This is a genomic window from Burkholderia lata, from assembly GCF_902499335.1.
In the GTDB taxonomy this organism is placed as follows: Bacteria; Pseudomonadota; Gammaproteobacteria; order Burkholderiales; family Burkholderiaceae; genus Burkholderia; species Burkholderia lata_B.
The window spans coordinates 182,353-199,376 of sequence record NZ_CABVQK010000018.1 but is presented as its reverse complement, the minus strand read 5'-3'; the positions used below and the strand labels follow the sequence as shown (position 1 = coordinate 199,376).

General features: G+C 65.9%; 17 protein-coding genes. 13 read left to right on the top strand and 4 right to left on the bottom strand.

Translation table 11 applies throughout. The features are described 5' to 3' along the window. Positions 1 to 313: 313 nt before the first annotated feature. Positions 314 to 1,090, bottom strand: coding sequence for an enoyl-CoA hydratase (locus BCO18175_RS35020; protein WP_059688475.1), 777 nt, complete (start codon positions 1,088 to 1,090; stop codon positions 314 to 316). Between the two features lie 129 nt (positions 1,091 to 1,219). Here BCO18175_RS35020 and paaN point away from each other — a divergent pair, with 129 nt between their 5' ends. The 5 genes from paaN to paaK all read left to right on the top strand — a co-directional run bounded on the left by paaN (position 1,220) and on the right by paaK (position 6,844). Then, entirely contained in the window at positions 1,220 to 2,926 is a 1,707-nt protein-coding gene (gene paaN / locus BCO18175_RS35015; RefSeq protein WP_174987620.1) for a phenylacetic acid degradation protein PaaN, read from the top strand. 87 nt (positions 2,927 to 3,013) lie between these two features. Beyond that, positions 3,014 to 4,216 carry a 3-oxoadipyl-CoA thiolase gene (pcaF, locus tag BCO18175_RS35010; protein ID WP_174987617.1) on the top strand — a complete coding sequence of 401 codons (1,203 nt, stop codon included), beginning with the start codon at positions 3,014 to 3,016 and terminating at the stop codon, positions 4,214 to 4,216. Between the two features lie 45 nt (positions 4,217 to 4,261). Then, positions 4,262 to 5,053: a 2-(1,2-epoxy-1,2-dihydrophenyl)acetyl-CoA isomerase PaaG gene (paaG, locus tag BCO18175_RS35005; protein ID WP_174917366.1), complete on the top strand. Its 792-nt coding sequence runs from the start codon at positions 4,262 to 4,264 to the stop codon at positions 5,051 to 5,053. A 1-nt stretch (position 5,054) separates the two neighbouring features. Further along, complete coding sequence (paaI, locus tag BCO18175_RS35000) at positions 5,055 to 5,507, top strand: hydroxyphenylacetyl-CoA thioesterase PaaI (protein WP_174917367.1); 453 nt, start codon at positions 5,055 to 5,057, stop codon at positions 5,505 to 5,507. Between the two features lie 38 nt (positions 5,508 to 5,545). Then, positions 5,546 to 6,844, top strand: coding sequence for a phenylacetate--CoA ligase PaaK (gene paaK, locus BCO18175_RS34995; protein ID WP_174917368.1), 1,299 nt, complete (start codon positions 5,546 to 5,548; stop codon positions 6,842 to 6,844). Between the two features lie 249 nt (positions 6,845 to 7,093). On the opposite strand, the gene mltA is transcribed toward paaK, so the two are convergent. Together mltA and apaG are read right to left on the bottom strand one after the other, a co-directional pair. Beyond that, entirely contained in the window at positions 7,094 to 8,326 is a 1,233-nt protein-coding gene (gene mltA / locus BCO18175_RS34990) for an MltA domain-containing protein (RefSeq protein WP_174974570.1), read from the bottom strand. An 86-nt stretch (positions 8,327 to 8,412) separates the two neighbouring features. After that, positions 8,413 to 8,787, bottom strand: a complete 375-nt coding sequence (gene apaG, locus BCO18175_RS34985; RefSeq protein ID WP_085042899.1) for a Co2+/Mg2+ efflux protein ApaG — start codon at positions 8,785 to 8,787, stop codon at positions 8,413 to 8,415. A 178-nt stretch (positions 8,788 to 8,965) separates the two neighbouring features. Here apaG and rpe point away from each other — a divergent pair, with 178 nt between their 5' ends. From rpe to BCO18175_RS34945, 8 genes are all read left to right on the top strand, one after another. Continuing rightward, complete coding sequence (gene rpe, locus BCO18175_RS34980; RefSeq protein ID WP_011883156.1) at positions 8,966 to 9,652, top strand: ribulose-phosphate 3-epimerase; 687 nt, start codon at positions 8,966 to 8,968, stop codon at positions 9,650 to 9,652. 4 nt (positions 9,653 to 9,656) lie between these two features. After that, a complete protein-coding gene (locus BCO18175_RS34975; protein WP_174974572.1) occupies positions 9,657 to 10,421 on the top strand; it encodes a phosphoglycolate phosphatase in 765 nt (254 codons plus the stop codon). 357 nt (positions 10,422 to 10,778) lie between these two features. Continuing rightward, complete coding sequence (gene trpE, locus BCO18175_RS34970; protein ID WP_174987614.1) at positions 10,779 to 12,272, top strand: anthranilate synthase component I; 1,494 nt, start codon at positions 10,779 to 10,781, stop codon at positions 12,270 to 12,272. A 13-nt stretch (positions 12,273 to 12,285) separates the two neighbouring features. Next, positions 12,286 to 12,876 (top strand): aminodeoxychorismate/anthranilate synthase component II, encoded by a 591-nt coding sequence (locus BCO18175_RS34965; protein ID WP_174917372.1) that lies wholly within the window; start codon positions 12,286 to 12,288, stop codon positions 12,874 to 12,876. Between the two features lie 13 nt (positions 12,877 to 12,889). After that, entirely contained in the window at positions 12,890 to 13,921 is a 1,032-nt protein-coding gene (trpD, locus tag BCO18175_RS34960) for an anthranilate phosphoribosyltransferase (RefSeq protein WP_043191545.1), read from the top strand. A 29-nt stretch (positions 13,922 to 13,950) separates the two neighbouring features. After that, positions 13,951 to 14,736, top strand: coding sequence for an indole-3-glycerol phosphate synthase TrpC (gene trpC, locus BCO18175_RS34955; protein WP_174974576.1), 786 nt, complete (start codon positions 13,951 to 13,953; stop codon positions 14,734 to 14,736). Next, on the top strand, positions 14,736 to 15,362 hold the full coding sequence (locus BCO18175_RS34950; RefSeq protein ID WP_174987611.1) for a CYTH domain-containing protein: 627 nt from the start codon (positions 14,736 to 14,738) through the stop codon (positions 15,360 to 15,362). The genes trpC and BCO18175_RS34950 overlap by 1 nt, the downstream gene beginning before the upstream one ends. Positions 15,363 to 15,374: 12 nt before the next feature. Further along, entirely contained in the window at positions 15,375 to 16,280 is a 906-nt protein-coding gene (locus tag BCO18175_RS34945) for a uracil-DNA glycosylase (RefSeq protein WP_174987608.1), read from the top strand. A 118-nt stretch (positions 16,281 to 16,398) separates the two neighbouring features. Here the strand turns inward: BCO18175_RS34945 and BCO18175_RS34940 are convergent, their stop codons facing one another. Continuing rightward, positions 16,399 to 16,995, bottom strand: coding sequence for an FMN-dependent NADH-azoreductase (locus BCO18175_RS34940; RefSeq protein WP_174917377.1), 597 nt, complete (start codon positions 16,993 to 16,995; stop codon positions 16,399 to 16,401). Between the last annotated feature and the right edge of the window lie 29 nt (positions 16,996 to 17,024).

Below are 17,024 nucleotides of genomic sequence, written 5' to 3'. Positions count from 1 at the left end.
CCGTGTTTCGCAGATCGTCAACAACTTTTTTCACTACATCGTTGCGACTGCGGGGCTCAACTTCCAGGCCAGCTGCGCGCTCCACACTGCAGCACACCACCAGCCCTGCTTCCCCTTCCGCGTTGCGTTTCCGTTAGCGCGAAAGAGGCGTGATTCTAAGCACCCGCCCCCAACTGCGCAAGCCCCTTTGTGAAAATATTTTGAAAAAGCCCCCGTGCGCTGCCGCGCACGGGGGCTTCGGGCTCGACGGGCCAAGTGGCGCCGCTGACAACCGATACCCACCAGTGGCCAGCCAACTACCCAAGGAGCCCGGTCAGCGGTGCTTGAACACCGGCTTCCGTTTTTCGACGAATGCCGCCATCCCTTCCTTCTGGTCTTCGGTCGCGAACAGCGAATGGAACAGCCGGCGCTCGAAGTGGACGCCTTCGGCCAGCGTCGTCTCATACGCACGGTTCACCGACTCCTTGACCATCATGACCGCCGGCAACGAAAACTCGGCGATCGTCGCCGCAGCGGCAATCGCTTCGTCGAGCAGTGTGTCGGCCGGCAGCACGCGCGACACGAGCCCCGCACGCTCCGCTTCGGCTGCATCCATGAAACGGGCGGTCAGGCACATGTCCATCGCCTTCGCCTTCGACACCGCGCGCGGCAGACGCTGCGTGCCGCCCGCACCCGGCATGACGCCCAGCTTGATTTCCGGCTGGCCAAACTTGGCCGTATCCGCCGCGAAGATGATGTCGCACATCATGGCCAGCTCGCAGCCACCGCCCAGCGCAAAGCCCGAAACCGCAGCAATGATCGGCTTGCGGATCTCGCGGACCGTCTCCCAGTTGCGCGTGATGTAGTCGCCCCGGTAGACATCCATATAGGAGTAGGTCGCCATCATGCCGATGTCCGCGCCAGCCGCGAACGCCTTCTCACTCCCGGTCACGACGATCGCGCCGATGCCGTCGTCCGCATCGAACGCTTTCAGCGCGTCACCCAGTTCATCCATCAGCGCATCGTTCAGCGCATTCAGCGCCTTCGGACGGTTCAGCGTAACCAGCCCGACACGCCCCCGGGTCTCCACCAGGATGTTCTCGTAAGCCATCTATTTCTCCTCGATCAATGAAATGAGAAACGCCTCGCACATGCGAATAGTTTGATGCTACCATTCTCCGACCAACCGGTCGGTTAATTAATCGATCCAACCCCTCTCAACGTCCATCAGGCTGCCGCCATGACCCATGCACTGTTCACGAAGCACGAAGACACGCTGAAGCACGCACTCGCCGCCATCGAGAGCCGCGGGTACTGGAGCCCGTTCGCCGAAATGCCGAGCCCCAAAGTGTACGGGGAAAGCGCGAACGCAGATGGCGAGGCCGCGTTCAAGTCGCACCTCGACAAGACGTTCGCGCTCGACCAGCCGGCGTCCGGAGAAACGGTCGGCGCAGAGCGGTCGCCGTACGGCATTGCACTGGGCATCCGGTATCCGAAGTCGACGCCCGACGAACTGATCGCCGCCGCTGCCGCCGCGCAGCGCTCCTGGCGAGAAGCCGGCCCGAGCGCCTGGATCGGCGTCAGCCTCGAAATCCTCGCGCGCCTGAATCGCGCCAGCTTCGAGATCGCCTACGGCGTGATGCACACCACGGGGCAGGCATTCATGATGGCGTTCCAGGCAGGCGGCCCGCACGCGCAAGATCGTGCGCTCGAGGCGGTCGCGTATGCATGGGACGAACTGCGCCGCATCCCGGCCGACGCGCACTGGGAAAAGCCGCAAGGCAAGAACCCGCCGCTCGCGATGCACAAGCGCTACACGATCGTCCCGCGCGGCACGGGACTCGTGCTCGGCTGCTGCACGTTCCCGACCTGGAACGGCTACCCGGGCCTGTTCGCCGATCTGGCAACCGGTAACACCGTGATCGTCAAACCGCATCCGGGCGCGATCCTGCCCCTCGCGATCACCGTCCGGATCGCTCGCGACGTACTGCGCGAAGCCGGTTTCGATCCGAACGTCGTCACGCTCCTCGCGACCGAACCCAACGACGGCGCGCTCGTTCAGGATCTCGCGCTGCGCCCTGAAATCAAGCTGATCGACTTCACCGGCAGCACGCAAAACGGTACGTGGCTCGAACGCCATGCCCATCAGGCACAGGTCTATACCGAGAAGGCCGGCGTCAACCAGATCGTGATCGACTCGACCGACGACCTGAAGGCCGCCGCCAAGAACATCGCGTTCTCGCTGGCGCTGTACTCCGGCCAGATGTGCACGGCGCCGCAGAACATCTACGTGCCGCGCGACGGCATCCGGACGGCGGACGGCCATGCAAGCTTCGACGAGGTCGCACAGGCAATCGCCGTTGCCGTGCAAAAACTGACCGGCGACCCGGCACGCTCGGTCGAACTGATCGGCGCAATCCAGAACGAAGGCGTGACCGCACGTATCGACGACGCCCGCCAGCTCGGCCGCGTGCTCGCCGACAGCCTTACCCTCCAGCACCCTGCGTTCCCCGATGCCCGCGTGCGCACGCCGCTCGTGCTGCAACTCGACGTGGCCGATCGCGAGAAATTCACGCAGGAATGGTTCGGTCCGATCTCGTTCGTGATCGCGACCGACTCGACCGCACAATCGCTCGACCTCGCCGGGGAAATCGCAGCGGAACATGGCGCCCTGACGCTCTCCGTCTACAGCACCGACGATGCGATCGTCGACGCCGCCCACGATGCGGCGGTGCGCGGTGGCGTCGCGCTGTCGATCAACCTGACGGGCGGTGTGTTCGTGAACCAGTCGGCAGCGTTCTCGGATTTCCACGGCACGGGCGCGAACCCGGCAGCCAACGCGGCGCTGGCTGATCCGGCGTTCGTCGCCAACCGGTTCCGCGTGGTGCAAAGCCGCGTCCATGTTGCGCCGAAAGCGGCCCCCGCGGAAGCCGGCCAACCGGCATAACCCGAATGGTCGACGTGCAAACGCCGCCACGTTCTCTACCATGAACGAATCCGCCACCCGGCGGGTTCGTTGCTCATCGATACGCCCATGACAGACGCCTATATCTGCGACGCGATTCGCACCCCCATCGGCCGCTACGGCGGCGCCCTGAATGATGTCCGTGCCGACGACCTCGGTGCGGTACCGCTCAAGGCGCTCGTCGAGCGCAACCGCGACGTCGACTGGACGGCGATCGACGACGTGATCTACGGCTGTGCAAACCAGGCCGGCGAAGACAATCGAAACGTCGCACGCATGTCGGCGCTGCTCGCGGGCCTGCCGACCGACGTGCCCGGCACGACGCTGAACCGGCTGTGTGGCTCCGGGATGGACGCGGTCGGCACGGCCGCGCGCGCGATCAAGGCGGGCGAGGCCCGCCTGATGATCGCGGGCGGCGTCGAGAGCATGACGCGTGCACCCTTCGTGATGGGCAAGGCCGCGAGCGCGTTCGCGCGCCAGGTCGACATCTTCGACACGACGATCGGCTGGCGCTTCATCAATCCGCTGATGAAACAGCTGTACGGCGTCGATTCAATGCCAGAGACGGCCGAGAACGTCGCGGTCGACTACAACATCAGCCGCGCCGACCAGGACCTGTTCGCGCTGCGCAGCCAGCAGAAGGCCGCGCGTGCGCAGCAGGACGGCACGCTTGCCGACGAAATCGTTGCGGTCACGATTCCGCAGAAGAAAGGCGATCCGCTGGTCGTCTCGCGCGACGAGCATCCGCGCGAGACGTCGCTCGAAGCGCTCGCGAAGCTGAAGGGCGTCGTGCGCCCGGACGGCTCGGTGACGGCCGGCAACGCATCGGGCGTCAACGACGGTGCGTGCGCGCTGCTGCTCGCCAATGCGCAGGCAGCCGACCAATACAGCCTGCGCCGCCGCGCACGCGTGATCGGCATGGCAACAGCCGGCGTCGCACCGCGCGTGATGGGCATCGGGCCCGCACCCGCCACGCAGAAACTGCTGCGTCAGCTCGGCATGACCATCAACCAGTTCGATGTGATCGAACTGAACGAGGCGTTTGCGTCGCAGGGTCTCGCGGTGCTGCGAATGCTCGGCGTTGCGGATGACGATCCGCGCGTGAACCCGAACGGCGGTGCGATCGCATTGGGTCATCCGCTCGGCGCATCGGGCGCCCGGCTCGTGACCACGGCGCTCCACCAACTCGAGCGTACGGGCGGCCGCTTTGCGCTCTGTACGATGTGCATTGGCGTCGGTCAGGGTATCGCGCTCGCGATCGAACGCGTGTAACCCACGCACCGCGCGCCTATAACGAAGTCATGAAGGAGATACTGCATGTCCTATCAGGCGATTCAGCTGGATATCGATCACGCGTCGAACGTGGCCACGATTACCCTCAACCGCCCCGACAAGCTGAACAGCTTTACGCGGGCGATGCATCGCGAGCTGCAGTCCGCGCTCGATGATGTCGAGGCGGCCGGCGCGCGCGCGCTGATCCTGACTGGTGCGGGGCGCGGCTTCTGCGCGGGCCAGGACCTGGCCGATCTCGACTTCACGCCGGGCGCGTCCACCGACCTCGGCACGCTGATCGACGAGCACTTCAATCCGCTGATCCGTCGCCTGCAGCGTCTGCCGATTCCGGTGATCGCCGCCGTCAACGGCACGGCAGCCGGCGCCGGCGCGAATCTCGCGCTCGCGTGTGATCTCGTGTTCGCCGCCCGCTCGAGCAGTTTCATCCAGGCCTTCGTCAAGATCGGGCTCGTACCCGATTCGGGCGGCACGTGGTTCCTGCCGCAACGCGTCGGCATGGCACGCGCGCTGGGGCTCGCGCTGACCGGCGACAAGCTCGGGGCCGAACAGGCCGAGCAATGGGGCTTGATCTGGCGTGCGGTCGATGACGACACCCTCGCTGCGTCAGCCCGCCAGCTCGCCACCCAGCTCGCGCAGCAGCCGACGCTCGCGATCGCATCGATCAAGCAATCGATGCGCGCCAGCGTCACGAACACGCTCGACCAGCAACTCGACGTGGAACGCGACCTGCAGCGCAAGCTCGGCCAGTCGCACGACTATTCTGAAGGCGTGAAGGCATTCATCGAGAAGCGCGCGCCACGCTTCGAGGGCCGTTGACATGACGCACGCCACTGCCACACTCGACCCCGATTCGCTCGCCCGCGCCACCGCGCGGGCCATGTACGACGCCGACGCATGCAGCCGTGCGTTCGGGATGGAAATCGCCGAAGTACGCGCCGGCTACGCGCGCCTGCAGATGCGCGTGCGGCCCGAATTCCTGAACGGGCATCAAACCTGCCACGGCGGGATCATCTTCACGCTGGCCGATTCGACGTTCGCGTTCGCGTGCAACTCGTACAACGTGAACACCGTCGCGGCCGGCTGCTCGATCGAATTCCTGCGCCCCGTGCACGGCGACGACGTGCTGACGGCCGAGGCGATCGAGCAGGCGCGCGCCGGCCGCCAAGGTATCTACGACATCCGCGTCACGAACCAGACCGGCGAAACCGTCGCGATGTTTCGCGGCAAATCCGCCCAGATCAAGGGCACGGTCATTCCGGAAGACCGCTGACGTCGACGGCTCGCACATAACAAACACTGGAGACATGCATGACTACCCCGCTACCGCTCGAGCCGATCGAGACCGCCTCACGCGACGAGCTGACCGCGCTGCAACTCGAGCGCCTCAAGTGGTCGCTCCGGCATGCGTATGAGCACTCCCCCGTCTATCGTCGCAAGTTCGACGACGCGGGTGTCCACCCGGACGACCTGAAGACGCTCGCCGACCTGTCACGCTTCCCGTTCACGACGAAGAGCGACCTGCGCGACAGTTACCCGTTCGGGATGTTCGCGGTGCCGCAGGACCAGATCTCGCGCATTCATGCGTCGTCGGGCACGACCGGCAAGCCGACGGTCGTCGGCTATACGGCCCGCGACATCGACACATGGGCGAATCTCGTCGCGCGCTCGATCCGCGCCGCCGGTGCGCGCCGCGGCGACAAGGTGCACGTCAGCTACGGCTACGGCTTGTTCACGGGCGGGCTCGGCGCGCACTACGGCGCCGAACGCGCGGGGCTGACCGTGATCCCGTTCGGCGGCGGCCAGACCGAGAAGCAGGTACAGCTGATCCAGGATTTCCGGCCCGACATCATCATGGTGACGCCGAGCTACATGCTGTCGATCGCCGACGAAATCGAGCGCCAGGGCCTCGATCCCGTGCAGAGTTCGCTGCGGATCGGCATCTTCGGCGCGGAACCCTGGACCAACGACATGCGCGTCGCGATCGAGCAGCGGATGGGCATCGACGCGGTCGACATTTACGGGCTGTCCGAAGTGATGGGCCCCGGCGTCGCGTCCGAATGCGTCGAAACCAAGGACGGCCCGACCATCTGGGAAGACCACTTCTATCCGGAGATCATCGATCCCGAAACCGGCGAAGTGCTTCCGGACGGTGAGCTCGGCGAACTCGTGTTCACGTCGCTGACGAAGGAGGCGCTGCCGATCGTCCGCTACCGGACCCGCGACCTCACGCGGCTGTTGCCCGGCACTGCCCGCACGATGCGCCGGATGGAGAAGATCACGGGTCGTTCGGACGACATGATGATCGTGCGCGGCGTCAACGTGTTCCCGACGCAAATCGAGGAGCAGTTGCTCAAGCAGCGCGCGCTCGCACCGCACTATCAGATCGTGCTGACGAAGGAAGGCCCGCTCGACGTGCTGACGCTCAACGTCGAGCCTTGCCCCGAGACCGCGCCCGATACGGCGGCGATCCATGCGGCAAAACAGGCGCTCGCATATGACATCAAGTCGCTGATCGGCGTGACGGCCGTGATCAACGTGCTGCCCGTGAACGGGATCGAGCGTTCGGTCGGCAAGGCACGACGCGTCGTCGACAAGCGCAAGGGCTGACGACAATCGCCGCGCGTGCGTTACGTACGGTGAGTCCATTGCTGCAAATGAAACAGCCCGATCGGCCAACGCCGATCGGGCTGTTTCATTCCGGGACGCCGTTGGGGCACCCGTCGACGCGACAGGCGCATCACGAAAACTGACACGGCACTCGCGCACTCGCGATCAGAACAACACACATCATCGCGCCCACGAATGCCGCATCTGATGCATTGTCGGCGCCGCCAGCAACCCGCGCGCCGCCTCACATCACGAATTCGGGAACAGCAGCCACATCCGGCCGACCTGCTTCATCCGCCCGGCCTGATCGCCTGCGTCGTCGCCGAGCCCCCAGAAATAGTCGGCCCGCACGCCACCCTTGATCGCGGAGCCCGTATCCTGCGCGAACACGAGCCGGTTCATCGGCGTATTCGTCAGCGGGCGCGTGGTCTGCAGGAACACAGGCGTGCCGAGCGGGATCGACGACGGATCGACCGCGATCGAACGCTCCGGCGTCAGCGGCACGCCGAGCGCGCCGATCGGGCCGTCCGCGCCGCCGTGCGGCGCATCTTCCTTGGTCGGCATGTCGCGGAAGAACACGAACCGCGGGTTCGTGTCGAGCAACGCGTCGACGCGGGTCGGGTTCGCCTTCGCCCACGCCTTGATGCCCTGCATGGTCGCCTGAGCGGGCGTCAGCTCGCCGCGATCGAGCAGCCACTTGCCGATCGAGCGGTACGGCTGGTTGTTGGTGCCGCCGAAGCCGACCCGCATCACCGAGCCGTCGTCGAGCAGCACGCGCCCCGAGCCCTGCACTTGCAGGAAGAACGCTTCGATCGGGTCGTCGACCCACACGAGTTCGTTGCCGTTCAGAATGCCGGCGCGTTCGAGCTGCGCGCGTACCGGCAGCGCAGCGCCCGCGCGATAACCGGCCGGCCAGCGATAAAGCGCGTACTGATACGGACCGCGACGCACGCGCGAACCATGCAGCAGCGGCTCGTAATAGCCGGTCACGAGCCCGTCGAGCGTACCGTCGGTGTTCGCAAGCTGGAACGGCGTGAAATACGTTTCGAAGAACGTACGTGCGCTGCTGACGTCGAGCTCGTCGAGCCGGTCGGCAGCCGCGCAAGCACGCGCCCAGGCCGGCTGGCGCGCGAGCCGCACGCAGTTCTGCCGCAGCGCGGCCGTCGCGCCGATCAGCGAATCGTCCTGCCAGCCCGGCACTTGCTGCCACGCAACCGGCGTGAGCCGCTTCGCGGCGACCTGACCCGGCACGATCGCCGTGCCGGTCGGCGGCTTCAGCGTCGAGGTCCGCGTCGGCGCGCCGCCGCACGCCGCAAGCAGCGCCGCCGCGGCAGCCGCCGCAACCCACCCGGCCACCCGGGGCCCAAACCAAATACAATGTCCGTTCTTGATGGAAACCGCCATGTCAGATTTTCTCGACCAATATCCGATGCTCATCTTCGCGCTCGAAGCCTTCGTAGCGCTTGCCCTGCTGATCTTCATCGTCGTGTGGACGTCGTCGGGCAGGAAGAAGCACGCCCGCAACAACGACCGCCAGCCGCGCTGACGCGCTGACCTGCTCCGCACGCTTAATGCAGCGTGCGCGGCATGTGCAGTGCGAACTCGTCGACCGGCGCCTCGAAGCGCTCGCCGTCCTCCGCCACGCAGAAGTACTCGCCACGCATCGTGCCGACCGGCGTCGCGATCACGGCCCAGCTCGTGTACTCGAAGTGCTCGCCCGGCTGCAGCAGCGGCTGGTGCCCGACGACGCCGAGCCCCTTCACTTCCTGCACGTGACTCTCGCTGTCCGTGATGATCCAGTGACGCGCGATCAGCTGCGCCGCGACCTGTCCCGTGTTGCGGATAGTCAGCGTGTACGCGAATGCGTATTGACGGCGATCGGGGTCGGATTGTTCCGGCAAGTAGCTGGTTTTCACCGAAACGGTGAACTGATACTGACTCATGGTGTTTCCGCTGGAAGATGACTGCCCGTGCCGGCATGGGCAACGGGGCCGCGGGCGCGCCGCATTGGTTCGGCATTCTATGCGCAATCCGGCCTCGACCGCACGGCCCGCCGCCGCGCACCGGGTCGCCGGACGGTAGAATGGCGGTTTTGCGCCGCAACGTCCCCGTTCCCCTGCCATGACCCAATTTCGCATCGCTCCCAGCATCCTGTCAGCCGATTTCGCCCGGCTCGGTGAAGAAGTCCGCAACGTGGTCGCCGCCGGCGCCGACTGGATCCACTTCGACGTGATGGACAACCATTACGTGCCGAACCTGACCATCGGCCCGCTCGTGTGCGAAGCGATCCGCCCGCACGTGCAGGTGCCGATCGACGTGCACCTGATGGTGCGCCCGGTCGACCGGATCGTGCCCGATTTTGCGAAGGCCGGCGCAAACCTGATCAGCTTCCACCCGGAAGGCTCCGATCACATCGACCGCACGCTGTCGCTGATCCGCGACCACGGCTGCAAGGCCGGTCTCGTGTTCAACCCGGCCACGCCGCTGAACTACCTCGATCACGTGATGGACCGCCTCGACTTCGTGCTGCTGATGTCGGTCAACCCGGGCTTCGGCGGCCAGTCGTTCATTCCGGAAACGCTGAACAAGCTGCGCGAAGCACGTGCACGCATCGACGCGTACACCGAGCGCACCGGCCGCGAGATCCTGCTCGAAGTCGACGGCGGCGTGAAGACCGACAATATCGCGGAAATCGCGGCAGCGGGTGCCGACACCTTCGTCGCGGGTTCGGCGATCTTCGGCAAGCCCGACTACCGCAAGGTGATCGACGAGATGCGCGCCGCGCTCGCCACCGTCGAGCGGAGCTGACGCCGTGGCCGACTCGTCGCTCGCCGGCCATGCGCCGGCCGGGGCCGCAACGGACGCCGCCCCGATCCGCTTCGCCACGCCGCGCATCGACGCGGCGCTGATCGATCTCGACGGCACGATGGTCGATACGGCCGACGATTTCACGGCCGGCCTGAACGGGATGCTCGCGCAGCTCGGCGCGCCGGCCACGTCGCGCGACGAGGTGATCGGCTATGTCGGCAAGGGCTCCGAACACCTGATCCAGAGCGTGCTGAAGCCGCGCTTCCCGGCTGACGAAGCGCACGCGCGCTTCGACGACGCGCTGGCGATCTATCAAACCGAATACGCGAAGATCAACGGCCGCCACGCGCGCCTCTATCCGGACGTGACCGCCGGCCTCGACGCGCTGCGTGCGGCCGGCATCCGGCTCGCGTGCGTGACGAACAAGCCGCATCGCTTCGCGGTCGAGCTGCTCGAGCAGTACGGGCTGGCCGATTGCTTCGGCATCGTGCTCGGCGGCGACAGCGTCGCGCGCAAGAAACCCGATCCGCTGCCGATGCTGACGGCCTGCAACGCGCTCGGTGTCGCACCGGATGCGGCGGTCGCGATCGGCGACTCGGAAAACGATGCGCTGGCAGGCCGCGCAGCCGGGATGGCGACGCTGACAGTGCCGTACGGCTACAACCACGGCAAAGCTATACAAACGATAAATTCGGATGGTATAGTCGATTCGTTGCTGGTCGCAGCTCGCGCGATCTCCGCGCACAACGCCGGCCGGCCAACCCTCTGATTATTTCTTCCATCTGCATGTTTCTGAATAAAAAACGGAGTCTGAGCAGCATCGACCGGGGAGCCTGGCCCTGGCGTCGCTGGTCGCGCTAACCTCTTCGATGAGGTACGCTGAAGCACGTCTTCAGCGCCGTTTTTTATCTCGCTGCGCATCCGCGCGCCGATCGTCGCACCACCTCGAGTTCTACCGCGTCCGAACGCTTGCGTTCAGGCTCGGCTGCAGGCTCGCGACGTTCACGCCCGGAGTGCCGGCCGGCAACAGGCACTTCTCGATCGACCGCCCTTTCGCCGACGGCAACCCGCGCAGCGTCAAGTGATCCCTGGCGCTCGCGCCGCTCGTCCCGAACAGGACCGGAACATGACCGAACTCGAATTTCAATCGCTCGCGAACGAAGGCTACAACCGCATCCCGCTGATCGCGGAAGCCCTCGCCGATCTCGAAACGCCACTGTCCCTCTACCTGAAGCTGGCCCAGCCCGAACGCTCGGGCGCCAACTCGTTCCTGCTCGAATCGGTCGTCGGCGGCGAACGCTTCGGCCGCTATTCGTTCATCGGCCTGCCCGCCCGTACGCTCGTGCGTACCCGCAACGGCGTGTCGGAAGTCGTGCGCGACGGCAAGGTCGTCGAGACGCACGACGGCGACCCGTTCCAGTTCATCGAATCGTTCCAGGCGCGCTTCAAGGTGGCGCAGCGACCGGGCCTGCCGCGTTTCTGCGGCGGTCTCGCCGGCTATTTCGGCTACGACGCGGTGCGCTACATCGAGAAGAAGCTCGCGAACACCGCGCCGCGCGACGATCTCGGCCTGCCCGACATCCAGTTGCTGCTGACCGAGGAAGTCGCGGTGATCGACAACCTGGCCGGCAAGCTGTACCTGATCATCTACGCGGACCCGAGCCAGTCCGAGGCGTACACGAAGGCGAAGCAGCGCCTGCGCGAACTGAAGCAGCGCCTGCGCACGACCGTGCAGCCGCCCGTCACGTCGGCGAGCGTGCGCACCGAGACGTTCCGCGAGTTCAAGAAGGACGATTATCTGGCCGCCGTGCGACAGGCGAAGGAATACATCGCGGCCGGCGAGCTGATGCAGATCCAGGTCGGCCAGCGGCTGACGAAGCCATACCGCGACAATCCGCTGTCGCTGTATCGCGCGCTGCGTTCGCTGAACCCGTCGCCGTACATGTACTACTACAACTTCGGCGATTTTCACGTGGTCGGCGCCTCGCCGGAAATCCTCGTGCGCCAGGAAAAGCGCGGCGAAGACCAGATCGTCACGATCCGCCCGCTCGCCGGCACGCGCCCGCGTGGCAACACGCCCGAGCGCGACGCAGAGCTCGCGACCGAGCTGCTCAACGACCCGAAGGAAATCGCCGAACACGTGATGCTGATCGACCTCGCGCGCAACGACGTCGGCCGCATCGCGGAAATCGGCTCGGTGCACGTGACCGACCAGATGGTCATCGAGAAATACTCGCACGTGCAGCACATCGTCAGCTCGGTCGAAGGCAAGCTGAAGCCCGGCATGACGAACTACGACGTGCTGCGCGCGACGTTCCCGGCCGGCACGCTGTCCGGCGCGCCGAAGGTACGTGCGATGGAACTGATCGACGAACTCGAGCCGGTCAAGCGCGGGTTGTACGGCGGCGCCGTCGGCTACCTGTCGTTCTCGGGCGAGATGGATCTCGCGATCGCGATCCGCACGGGCCTGATCCACAACGGCAACCTGTATGTGCAAGCGGCGGCCGGCGTCGTCGCGGATTCGGTGCCCGAATCCGAATGGCAAGAGACCGAAAACAAGGCGCGCGCGGTGCTGCGTGCGGCCGAACAGGTCCAGGACGGCCTCGATAGCGACTTCTGACCGGAGACTGACCATGCTGCTCATGATCGACAACTACGACTCGTTTACCTACAACCTGGTCCAGTACTTCGGTGAACTCGGCGAGGACGTGCGCACCTACCGCAACGACGAAATCACGCTCGACGAAATCGCGAGCCTGAATCCCGACGCAATCTGCCTGTCGCCCGGCCCGAGCAACCCGCAGCACGCGGGCATCACGCTCGACGTGCTCAAGGAATTCGCGGGCAAGAAGCCGATCCTCGGCGTCTGCCTCGGCCATCAGGCGATCGGCGAGGCATTCGGCGGCCGCGTCGTGCGCGCGAAGACCATCATGCACGGCAAGGTGAGCAAGATCGAAACCGACTGCCACGGCGTGTTCGCCGACCTGCCGAAGCACTTCGACGTCACGCGCTATCACTCGCTCGCGATCGAGCGCGAATCGCTGCCCGACTGCCTCGAGGTGTCCGCGTGGACCGACGACGGCGAAATCATGGGCGTGCGCCACAAGACGCTGCCGATCGAAGGTGTGCAGTTCCACCCGGAATCGATCCTGTCCGAGCATGGCCATGCGCTGCTCGAGAATTTCCTGAAACAGGCACGCGCCGCAGCCGCGCAAGCCGCCTGACGGGAGCCTCACGATGACGATTACCCCTCAGGAAGCGCTGCAGCGCACGATCGAACACCGCGAGATCTTCCACGACGAGATGCTGCACCTGATGCGGCTCATCATGCGCGGCGACATGTCGCCCGTGATGGCGGCCGCGATCATCACCGGGCTGCGCGTGAAGAAGGAGACGATCGGCGAGATCGCCGCCGCCGCGACCGTGATGCGCGAATTCGCGAACCACGTCGAGGTGCAGGACAACTCGAACTTCGTCGACATCGTCGGCACCGGCGGCGACGGCTCGCACACGTTCAACATCTCGACCGCATCGATGTTCGTCACGGCCGCGGCCGGCGCGAAAGTCGCGAAGCACGGCAACCGCGGCGTATCGAGCAAGTCCGGCAGCGCCGACGTGCTCGAGGCGCTCGGCGTGAACATCGACCTGCAGTCCGACCAGGTTGCCGCGTCGATCGCAGAAACGGGCATGGGCTTCATGTTCGCGCCGAACCATCACCCGGCGATGAAGAACATCGCGGCCGTGCGCCGTGAGCTCGGCGTACGCACGATCTTCAACATCCTCGGCCCGCTGACCAATCCGGCCGGCGCGCCGAACCAGCTGATGGGCGTGTTCCACCCCGACCTCGTCGGCATCCAGGTGCGCGTGATGCAGCGTCTGGGCGCGCAGCACGTGCTGGTCGTGTACGGCAAGGACGGGATGGACGAGGTATCGCTCGGCGCGGCGACGCTCGTCGGCGAGTTGCGCGACGGCAAGGTGCACGAATACGAGATCCATCCGGAGGACTTCGGCCTGCAGATGGTGTCGAACCGCACGCTGAAGGTGGAAAATGCCGACGAATCCCGCACGATGCTGCTCGGCGCGCTAGACAACCAGCCGGGCGTCGCACGCGAGATCGTCACGCTGAACGCGGGCACCGCGCTCTATGCGGCGAACGTCGCCGAATCGATCGCGGACGGCATCCAGCTCGCCCGCGAAGCGATCGCGAGCGGCAAGGCCCGCGCGAAAGTCGACGAACTCGTGCGCTTCACGCAGCAGTTCAAGCGCTGACTCCCCTTACGAATCAAGCAGGAATCCACATGAGCGACATTCTCGACCGAATCATCGCCGTCAAGCGCGAAGAAGTCGCGGCGGCCATGCGCAGCGCACCGCTCGAGGCACTGAAACTGGAAGCATCCGCACGCGACCTGCGCGACTTCGTCGGCGCACTGCGCGCGAAGCATGCGGCCGGCCATGCGGCGGTGATTTCCGAAATCAAGAAGGCAAGCCCGTCGAAAGGCGTGCTGCGCGAGCATTTCGTGCCGGCCGACATCGCGCGTTCGTATGCGGAGCATGGCGCCGCGTGCCTGTCGGTGCTGACCGACGAGCAGTTCTTCCAGGGCAGCGTCCGCTATCTCGAGGAAGCGCGCGCGGCCTGCACGCTGCCGGTGCTGCGCAAGGACTTCATCGTCGACGCGTACCAGATCATCGAAGCGCGCGCGATGGGCGCCGACGCGATCCTGCTGATCGCCGCCGCGCTCGACACACCGTTGATGCAGGATCTCGAAGCGTATGCGCACTCGCTCGGCCTCGCGGTGCTGGTCGAAGTACACGACCGCAACGAGATGGAACAGGCGCTGACGCTCAAGACGCCGCTGCTCGGCATCAACAACCGCAACCTGCGCACGTTCGAGACGTCGATCCAGACCACGCTCGACATGCTCGACATGATTCCGGCGGACCGGATCGTCGTGACCGAATCGGGCATCCTGTCGCGCACCGACGTCGACACGATGCGTGCGGCGAACGTGAACACGTTCCTCGTCGGCGAAGCGTTCATGCGCGCCGATCAGCCGGGCGAAGAGCTCGCACGGATGTTCTTCTGATGGCGATCGAAAGGGAAATCAAGCTCGCGCTGCCGGCCGGCCAGGCCGACGCCGCGCGACGCTTCTTCGAGACGCTGACCGGAGAACCCGGTCACGACATCACGCTCGCGAACGTCTATTACGACACGCCCGATCTCGCGCTGGCCCGCTCGAAGAGCGCGGTGCGCGTGCGCCGCGCGCCGCAAGGCTGGCTGCAGACGTTCAAGACGGTCGGCAGCGCGGAAGGCGGCCTGCATCGCCGCCACGAATGGGAATTGCCGGTCGCCGGCGACGCGCTCGAGATCGATGCGCTCGTCGCGGCCTGCGACGTGCCGGAAGCCGCCGCCGCGCTGAATGACGCGGCCGGCACGCTGTCGGCGCTGTTCCGCACGGATTTTTCGCGTACGCTGTGGCGCATCGCAATCGGTGGCGCAACCGTCGAAGCCGCAGTGGACCTCGGCGAGATCGTCGTCCAGGCGGAACATGAAACGCGCCGCGAACCGATCAGCGAAATCGAACTCGAACTGATCGACGGCCCGGAAGCGGCGCTCGCAACGCTCGCCGCCGAACTGCAGCAAGCGCTGCCGGGCCTCGCTCCCGACAATATCAGCAAGGCGCAGCGCGGCTACCGGCTGCGCGCGCAATAACACGCATCACGCATGGCAACCCGCAAGACTTCCCGCGCGCCGCAACAGGCGTCGCTGTTCGACGATCCCGTGCCGGAAACGGCACCGGCCGATATTCCGTCCCCGGCGCCCGACGCGCCCGCGGCCGGACGCAAGCCCGCAAAAAAAGCCGCCGCTCCGGCTGCGGCCCCGACGGCACCACAGCCCGTTGCCGCCGACGTTCCGCACCTCGCCGCGCAATTCGACGCGCTGCCGACCGTCTGGCGCGACGTGCTGAAACCCTTCACCGACAGCGACGCATATGCGCCGCTGTGCCGCTTCGTCGATGACGAGCGTGCGGCCGGCAAGGCGGTCTATCCGACCGACGTGTTCCGTGCGCTGCGCCTGACGAGCCCGGACGACGTGAAGGTCGTGATCCTCGGACAGGATCCGTACCACGGCGACGATCGCGGCACGCCGCAGGCGCATGGGCTCGCGTTCTCGGTGCCACCGGCCGTGCGCACCCCGCCGTCGCTGCGCAACATCTTCAAGGAAATCGCCGCGAACTTCGGTCATGACACGCCGCGCCACGGCTGCCTCGACACCTGGGCGCGCCAGGGCGTGCTGCTGCTCAACACGGTGCTGACGGTAGAGCGCGGTGCAGCCGCGAGCCATGCGAAGCGCGGCTGGGAACAGTGCACGGACACGCTGATCCGCGAACTCGCCGGCCGCCATCGCGGGCTCGTCTTCATGCTGTGGGGCGCACACGCGCAGGCGAAGCGCGCACTGTTCGACGCAAGCGCCCACTGCGTGCTCGAGGCACCGCATCCGTCGCCGCTGTCCGCGCATCGCGGCTTCCTCGGCTGCCGCCATTTCGCGCTCGCGAACAACTATCTGGTCGATGCAGGCCGCGAACCGATCGACTGGCGCCTGCCGGAAGTGGCCGAAACGCTCGCATAACGGTCGCGCCCGGCCGGCGATTCTTTCGCCAGCCGGCATGGAAAAACGCCGCGCCCCTTTCGGGACGCGGCGTTTTTTTATCGGACGATGCAGCGGGTGCGGCGCACCCGTATCGACCTTACGCGGCGGCGATCGCTTCGCGTGCGCTGGCGAGCGCGGCGCTCTGCGCATCCGGCCCGAGGTTCAGGCCTTCCGCGAAGATGAAGCTCACGTCGGTCATGCCGACGAAGCCGAGGAACGTGCGCAGGTACGGGGTCTGGCTATCGTTCGGCGTACCAGCGTACTTGCCGCCACGGGCCGTCACCACGTGAACCTTCTTGCCCTTGATCAGGCCTTCCGGACCGTTCTCGGTGTAGCGGAACGTGACGCCTGCACGTGCGATCCAGTCGAAGTACGTCTTCAGTTGCGACGAGATGCCGAAGTTGTACATCGGTGCGCCGATCACGATGACGTCGGCAGCTTGCAATTCGGCGATCAGTGCATCGCTCTTCGCGACGATCGCATTCTGTTCCGCGGTGCGCTGGTCGGCCGGCGTGAAGAACGCGCCCAACACCGATTCGTCGAGGTGCGGCAGCGCATCGGCCAGCAGGTCACGAACCACGACCTTCGCGCCGGGGTTCGATTGTTGCAGCTTTGCCGTCAGTTCGTTGGCCAGCAGCGTGGATTGCGCACCTTGCGAACGCGCAGCGGAATTGATTTGCAGAATGGTCGTCATGTCAGGCTCCAGTAGGGTTGCGCTTTGGT